5 protein-coding genes are annotated in these 6,000 nt (G+C 72.2%); all 5 read left to right on the plus strand.

What is annotated here, in order from left to right:
* The first annotated feature begins 251 nt into the window (after nucleotides 1–251).
* The 5 genes from ACFXGX_RS16285 (at nucleotide 252) to ACFXGX_RS16305 (ending at nucleotide 5,748) form a co-directional block, all read left to right on the plus strand.
* On the plus strand, nucleotides 252–1,616 hold the full coding sequence (locus ACFXGX_RS16285; protein ID WP_384790729.1) for a histidine kinase: 1,365 nt from the start codon (nucleotides 252–254) through the stop codon (nucleotides 1,614–1,616).
* Complete coding sequence (locus ACFXGX_RS16290; RefSeq protein ID WP_384790704.1) at nucleotides 1,613–2,293, plus strand: response regulator; 681 nt, start codon at nucleotides 1,613–1,615, stop codon at nucleotides 2,291–2,293. Before ACFXGX_RS16285 ends, ACFXGX_RS16290 begins: the two co-directional genes overlap by 4 nt.
* A 124-nt stretch (nucleotides 2,294–2,417) precedes the next feature.
* On the plus strand, nucleotides 2,418–3,779 hold the full coding sequence (locus ACFXGX_RS16295) for a sensor histidine kinase (protein WP_384790707.1): 1,362 nt from the start codon (nucleotides 2,418–2,420) through the stop codon (nucleotides 3,777–3,779).
* Complete coding sequence (locus ACFXGX_RS16300) at nucleotides 3,776–4,459, plus strand: response regulator transcription factor (RefSeq protein WP_355759295.1); 684 nt, start codon at nucleotides 3,776–3,778, stop codon at nucleotides 4,457–4,459. Before ACFXGX_RS16295 ends, ACFXGX_RS16300 begins: the two co-directional genes overlap by 4 nt.
* 68 nt (nucleotides 4,460–4,527) lie before the next feature.
* The gene (locus tag ACFXGX_RS16305) at nucleotides 4,528–5,748 is read left to right on the plus strand and encodes a cytochrome P450 (RefSeq protein ID WP_384790711.1); all 1,221 of its coding nucleotides are present in this window, start codon (nucleotides 4,528–4,530) and stop codon (nucleotides 5,746–5,748) included.
* Nucleotides 5,749–6,000 lie beyond the last annotated feature (252 nt).

Below are 6,000 nucleotides of genomic sequence, written 5' to 3' on the forward strand. Positions count from 1 at the left end.
GCGAGGAGCACCGGCCCCCGATCGGCAAGCGGATTAACCCCTCTGACGCTCCCTCACGCAGATCCGAGCACCCCGTCACCAGCCCGACCGTGACCTCTGCCCCGATCTCCGACCCGATCTCCGCCCCGACCTCCGACCCGACCGTCTCGCCCGTCGGCCGCGGTCCCCGTGGCGGCGCGCGCCTGCGGGCACTCGCCCAGGTCCCTTCCCTGCCGCTGCCGTTCCTGCGGGGAATCTTGGCCGAACTCGCGGTGTCGGCGGTCGCGCCGCTACCTCCCTTGTCCCGGCCGCGCCGGCTGAACCGACTGCCGCACGTCCTGGTGTGTTTGATCGCCCTCGGGCTCGGGCTGGCGGCCATGGACGAGTTGAGCAACGCTTACCGACTGGGATTCCCGCTGGGCACACTCAGCGGCTTCGCGCTGGGCTCGGCCGTCGCGCTCGCGCTGTGGCGCCCCGTACCGGCCTGGTGGCTGTCGCTGGGTGCCACCGTGATCGCGGCCGTCGTCGCTCGCGCCGGCCTGGTCGCCGACATCACCGGACCCGGAACGCGGTCGGGACCGGACTGGCCCTGGAGCACACCCGCGATCATGGCGCAGGCGGTTGTCCTCTTCCTGCTCGCCCTGCGGTCGCCCACGCGCGTCGCCGTCGGCGCGCTGTCCCTGACCGCTCTGGCGACCTACGTCCTGCAGGGTCTGGCGGGCGGACCCACGAGGAGTGGGCCCAACCCTCCGGCGGTCCCGCTCGGCGGATCGCCCTATCAGGCGACGGGAATGTCGGCGATGGTCGTCTTCGCCGCGGTCGTCATCCTCGGCACGGCGCTGCGCGGTCGCCGCGTGGCCCGTACCCAACTGGTCGAGCAGGCCTCGCTGACCGAAGAGGAGCGCGCACGCCGCACGGTCCTGGAGGAGCGCAGCCGCATCGCCCGCGAACTCCATGATGTGGTCGCCCACCACATGTCGGTGATCTCCATTCAGGCACAGGTCGCCCCGCACCTGGTCGAGAATCCGACCGACGAACTGAAGGAGAACCTGGCGGGCATCAGGCAGAACGCCCTGGAGGCGCTGACCGAGCTGCGCCGAGTGCTCGGCGTGCTGCGTTCGGAGAACCCGGAGGACCCGTACGGCCTCGGTGCCGGGGCGGGCGTCGCGCCGGACGCCCCACAGCCCACGCTCAGCCGTCTCGACGCCCTGGTCGAGAACACCCGCGCGGCGGGACTGGACGTGACCACGGAGATCGCGGGCGAACAGCTTCCGCTCGCTCCGGGCGTGGAGCTGTCGGCGTACCGGATCATCCAGGAGGCGCTGAGCAACGCCCTTCGCCACGCGCCGGGTTCTGCGGTCAAGGTGGAGCTCTGGCACTTCCCGAGGGGCCTCCAGGTGAGGGTCGTCAACTCGCGGCCCCAGTACCCCGCTCCGCCTTCCCCGGGCGCGGGGCACGGACTGCTCGGTATGCGAGAGCGCGTGGCGATGCTGGGTGGCACCCTCGTGACCTCGAAGACGTCGTGCGGAGGGTTCGCGGTGGCGGCCTTCCTCCCGGGCAACGGCGCCGCGTCCGCCGACGGAGCCGCCCGGACCGACGACACCTTGACCGGCCCGCGACGAGAAGAGACGTCATGACGACCGTGAGCGGCACCATCCGCGTACTGATCGCCGACGACCAGCAGATGGTCCGCCAGGGATTCACCGTGCTGCTCGACACGCACCCGGGCATCGAGGTGATCGGCCAGGCGGTCGACGGACTCGACGCGGTCCGCCAGGTCGCCGAACTCGACCCGGATGTCGTCCTGATGGACATCCGCATGCCCGAACTCGGCGGCATCGAGGCGACCCGTCGCATCACCACGGACACCCCGCACATCAAGGTCCTGGTGCTGACCACCTTCGACCTCGACGAATACGTCTACGAGGCGCTGCGCGCCGGCGCGTCCGGCTTCCTCCTCAAGGACGCCTCGGCCGATCAGCTCGCGGAGGCGGTCCGCGTCGTCGCGGCCGGCGACGCCCTCCTCGCCCCAGGCATCACCCGCCGCCTCATCGCGGAGTTCTCCCGCCTCGGCGCCACCCCGCGCGCACCCCTCAAGCAACGCGTCGGCGACCTCACCGAACGCGAGACGGAGGTCCTGGCCCACATCGCCCAGGGCCTCTCCAACGCCGAGATCGCCCAGCGCCTGGTGGTGGCCGAGCAGACCGTGAAGACCCACGTCGGCCGCATCCTGGTGAAACTGGGTCTGCGTGACCGCACCCAGGCGGCGGTCTTCGCCTATGAAACGGGCCTGGTCCGTCCCACGGGCTACTGACCCACCCCGGCCCTGCCCTGCCCGTTGGAGCCCCCGGCCCTACCCGTAGTACCTGAGACGGACCTGCAAGGACCCTCCTCGCAGGTGACGACCCCACCCCCCGCCCGGGCCTACCGTTCTGAGCGTGACCGAGACGACCCAGACGCAGACGACGTCCCCGCCCCCCGGCGGTGCCGGGGCCAAGCCCCGCAGCCCGGAGTACCGCCTCGCGGCGGACGCCGTGCGCGGACTGCGGCAGGACATGTTCCACGACGCCTTCGCCTACCGCCCGCTGCGCCGCATGCGCACGGACGGTCCGGTGACCCGCCGCCTCTCCGGAACCCTGCGCAGGTACGCCGCCTGGACCCCGCACGCGACGGTGGCCGCGGCCGGCCTGCTGGCCATGGCCGCGGGCTACACCTCCGCCGGCGGACCGGGCGGCGGCCCGGTCGGGGCCCTGCTGTGCGGGCTCCTCGCCCTGCTCCCGGTCCTGGCGACCCTCGTCCGCCCGGTCGGCGCCTTCTGGCTCTCGATCGCCGCGGTCCCGGTCGTCGCCGTGTTCGACGGCGCCTGGAGCGACTGGCCGTGGCCCCCCGGCAGCTTCCTGGCGCATGTCATCGTGCTGACGGTGGTCGCCCGGCGGTCGCGGCCCCGCGTCGCGGCGTGGATGTGGCTGCTGACCGCCGCGTACAGCCTGATGGCCGAGACGTTCTTCGGCGGGGGCTACTACAGCGCCAACACGTTCCCGCTCCTCTTCGTCGCGGCGCTCGCCCTGCTGATCGTCACGGTCCTGAACATCCGCAGGGAGGCCGAACAGGAGGTGACGGCCCACCAGTCGGAGACGGCACACGAGCGGTCCCGGCGCACGCTGCTCGAAGAGCGCACGACGATCGCCCGCGAGCTGCACGATGTGGTGGCCCACCACATGTCGGTGGTCGCCATCCAGGCGGAGGCGGCGCCCTACCGGGTGGAGAACCCGCCCCCGGAACTGGAGCAGGCGTTCGTCACGATCCGGGAGAACGCGGTGGCGGCGCTGACCGAGCTGCGCCGGGTGCTGGGCGTGGTCAGGGCCGAGGACTACGAGGCGCCGGACGCGCCGCAGCCCACCCTCGCCGATCTGGACAGGCTCCTCGCCAATGTGCGGGAAGCGGGTCTGACCGTGGAGAAGGCGGTCACCGGCGCGGTGCGCGAACTTCCTCAGGGCGTCGAACTGTCGGCGTACCGGATCGTCCAGGAGGCTCTCAGCAACACCCTCCGGCACGCGCCGGGCGCCTCCGCCCGCGTCGAGATCGGCTACGTGCTCGGCGGGCTCGGCCTGCGCATAGTCAACGGCCCCGCGCCGGTGACGACCCTGGAGAAGTCCACGCACGGCGCGGGGCACGGCATCACCGGCATGCGCGAGCGGGTCACGATGCTGGACGGCGAGATGACGACGGGCGCCACGGACGACGGAGGATACGAGGTGGCGGTGTTCCTGCCGGTGGCGTCGGGGGAGCAGAACGGATGACGGGCGGTACGGGTCGCGCGATCCGCGTGCTGATCGCGGACGACCAGATGATGGTCCGCGAGGGCTTCTCCGTGCTGCTCGGCGCGATGCCGGACATCGAGGTGGTCGGCGAGGCGGTCAACGGCCGGGAGGCGGTCGACCGGGTTCGCGAACTGCAGCCGGACGTCGTGCTGATGGACATCCGCATGCCGGAGATGAACGGCATCGACGCGACCCGCGAGATCGTCGCGGCGGACGGTGCCGCGAAGGTGCTGGTGCTGACGACGTTCGACCTCGACGAGTACGTGTACCAGGCGCTGCGTGCGGGGGCCTCCGGCTTCCTGCTCAAGGACGCCTCGGCCCGCCAGCTCGCCGACGGGGTGAGGGTGGTGTCGGCCGGGGAGGCGCTGCTCGCCCCCTCGGTCACCAGGCGGCTGATCACGGAGTTCTCCAAGCTCGCGGAGGAGCCGAGGCTGCCGGCGACGGCGCACGGGGCGTACGGGGAGCTGACCGACCGGGAGACGGAGGTGCTGGTGCTGATCGCGCAGGGGCTGTCGAACGCGGAGATCGCCGAACGGCTCGTCGTCGCGGAGTCGACGATCAAGACCCATGTGAGCCGCATCCTGGTGAAGCTGGGGCTGCGGGACCGCACACAGGCGGCGGTGTTCGCTTACGAGGCGCGGCTGGTCACCCCCAGATGACGGCATCCTGCGCCCGCGGCCCGGGTCGGCCCTGGTCAGCGGGGGGCAGGCCGGGCTAGCGTCCGTTCATGGCAGCTTTGGAGAGTACGCGGGCCTTCGACCCGTGGGATCCGGCGTTCGTGGCGGACCCGTACCCGGCGTACGAGGAACTGCGCGCGCGGGGCCGGGTGCACTACTACGAGCCGACGAACCAGTGGCTGGTGCCGCACCACGCGGATGTGTCGGCACTGCTGCGGGACCGCCGGCTGGGCCGGACGTATCAGCACCGGTTCACGCACGAGGACTTCGGGCGGACGGCGCCGCCGCCGGAGCACGAGCCGTTCCATGTGCTCAACGATCACGGGATGCTCGATCTGGAGCCGCCGGACCACACGCGGATCCGGCGGCTGGTGTCGAAGGCGTTCACGCCCCGCACGGTCGAGCGGCTGAAGCCGTACGTGGAGGGGCTGGCGGGCGAGCTGGTCGGCCGGCTGGTGGAGGCCGGCGGCGGGGATCTGCTGGCCGACGTGGCCGAGCCGCTGCCGGTGTCGGTGATCGCGGAGATGCTGGGTGTCCCGGAGTCCGAACGGGCTCCGCTGCGGCCCTGGTCGGCGGACATCTGCGGGATGTACGAACTGAATCCCCCGGAGGACGTGGCGGGCAGGGCGGTGCGGGCGTCGGTCGAGTTCACCGAGTACCTGCGGGGGCTGATCGAGGCCCGCCGCAAGGAGCCCGGGGACGATCTGATCTCGGGGCTCATCGCGGCCCACGACGAGGGCGACCGGCTCACCGAGCAGGAGATGATCTCCACCTGCGTGCTGCTGCTGAACGCGGGGCACGAGGCGACGGTCAACGCCACCGTGACCGGCTGGTGGACCCTGTTCCGGCATCCGGAGCAGCTCGCGGGGCTGCGGGCGGACCACACCCTGATCCCCACGGCGGTGGAGGAGCTGATGCGTTACGACACCCCGCTCCAGTTGTTCGAGCGCTGGGTGCTGGACGACATCGAGATCGACGGTACGACGGTGCCGCGGGGGGCGGAGATCGCGATGCTCTTCGGCTCCGCGAACCGTGACGCCGCGGTGTTCGAGGACCCGGAGACGCTGGACCTGGCCAGGGCGGAGAACCCGCACATCTCCTTCAGCGCGGGCATCCACTACTGCATCGGCGCTCCGCTGGCCCGGATCGAACTGGCCGCGTCCATGAGCGCGCTCCTGACGAAGGCGCCCGGTCTCCGGCTCGCCGGGGAGCCGGTCCGCAAGCCGGGCCTCGTGATCCGCGGACTGGAGAGCCTGCCGGTGGAGGTCTGACCTCCGCCACCGCTCCTCCGACATCGCCCCTCCGCCACCGCTGCGTCCGGGGGTGCGACCGCTCACCGCTCCCGCCGGGTTGACCGCTCCCGTCGGGCTGACCGCTCCCGTCCGGGGGGGGGCGCCCGGGGCCCCCGGGGGGGTGTTCGGTGCCGGTGTCTGCTTCAGGGACTGTGCGGGGGTCTACGGGGTGGGGCAGGCGAGCGCCGTCGCCCGGTTCTGGGCCGGGGCTTCCTCCTGGGGCGGCGCAGT

This window comes from Streptomyces sp. NPDC059371 (genome assembly GCF_042751995.1).
GTDB lineage: Bacteria > Actinomycetota > Actinomycetes > Streptomycetales > Streptomycetaceae > Streptomyces.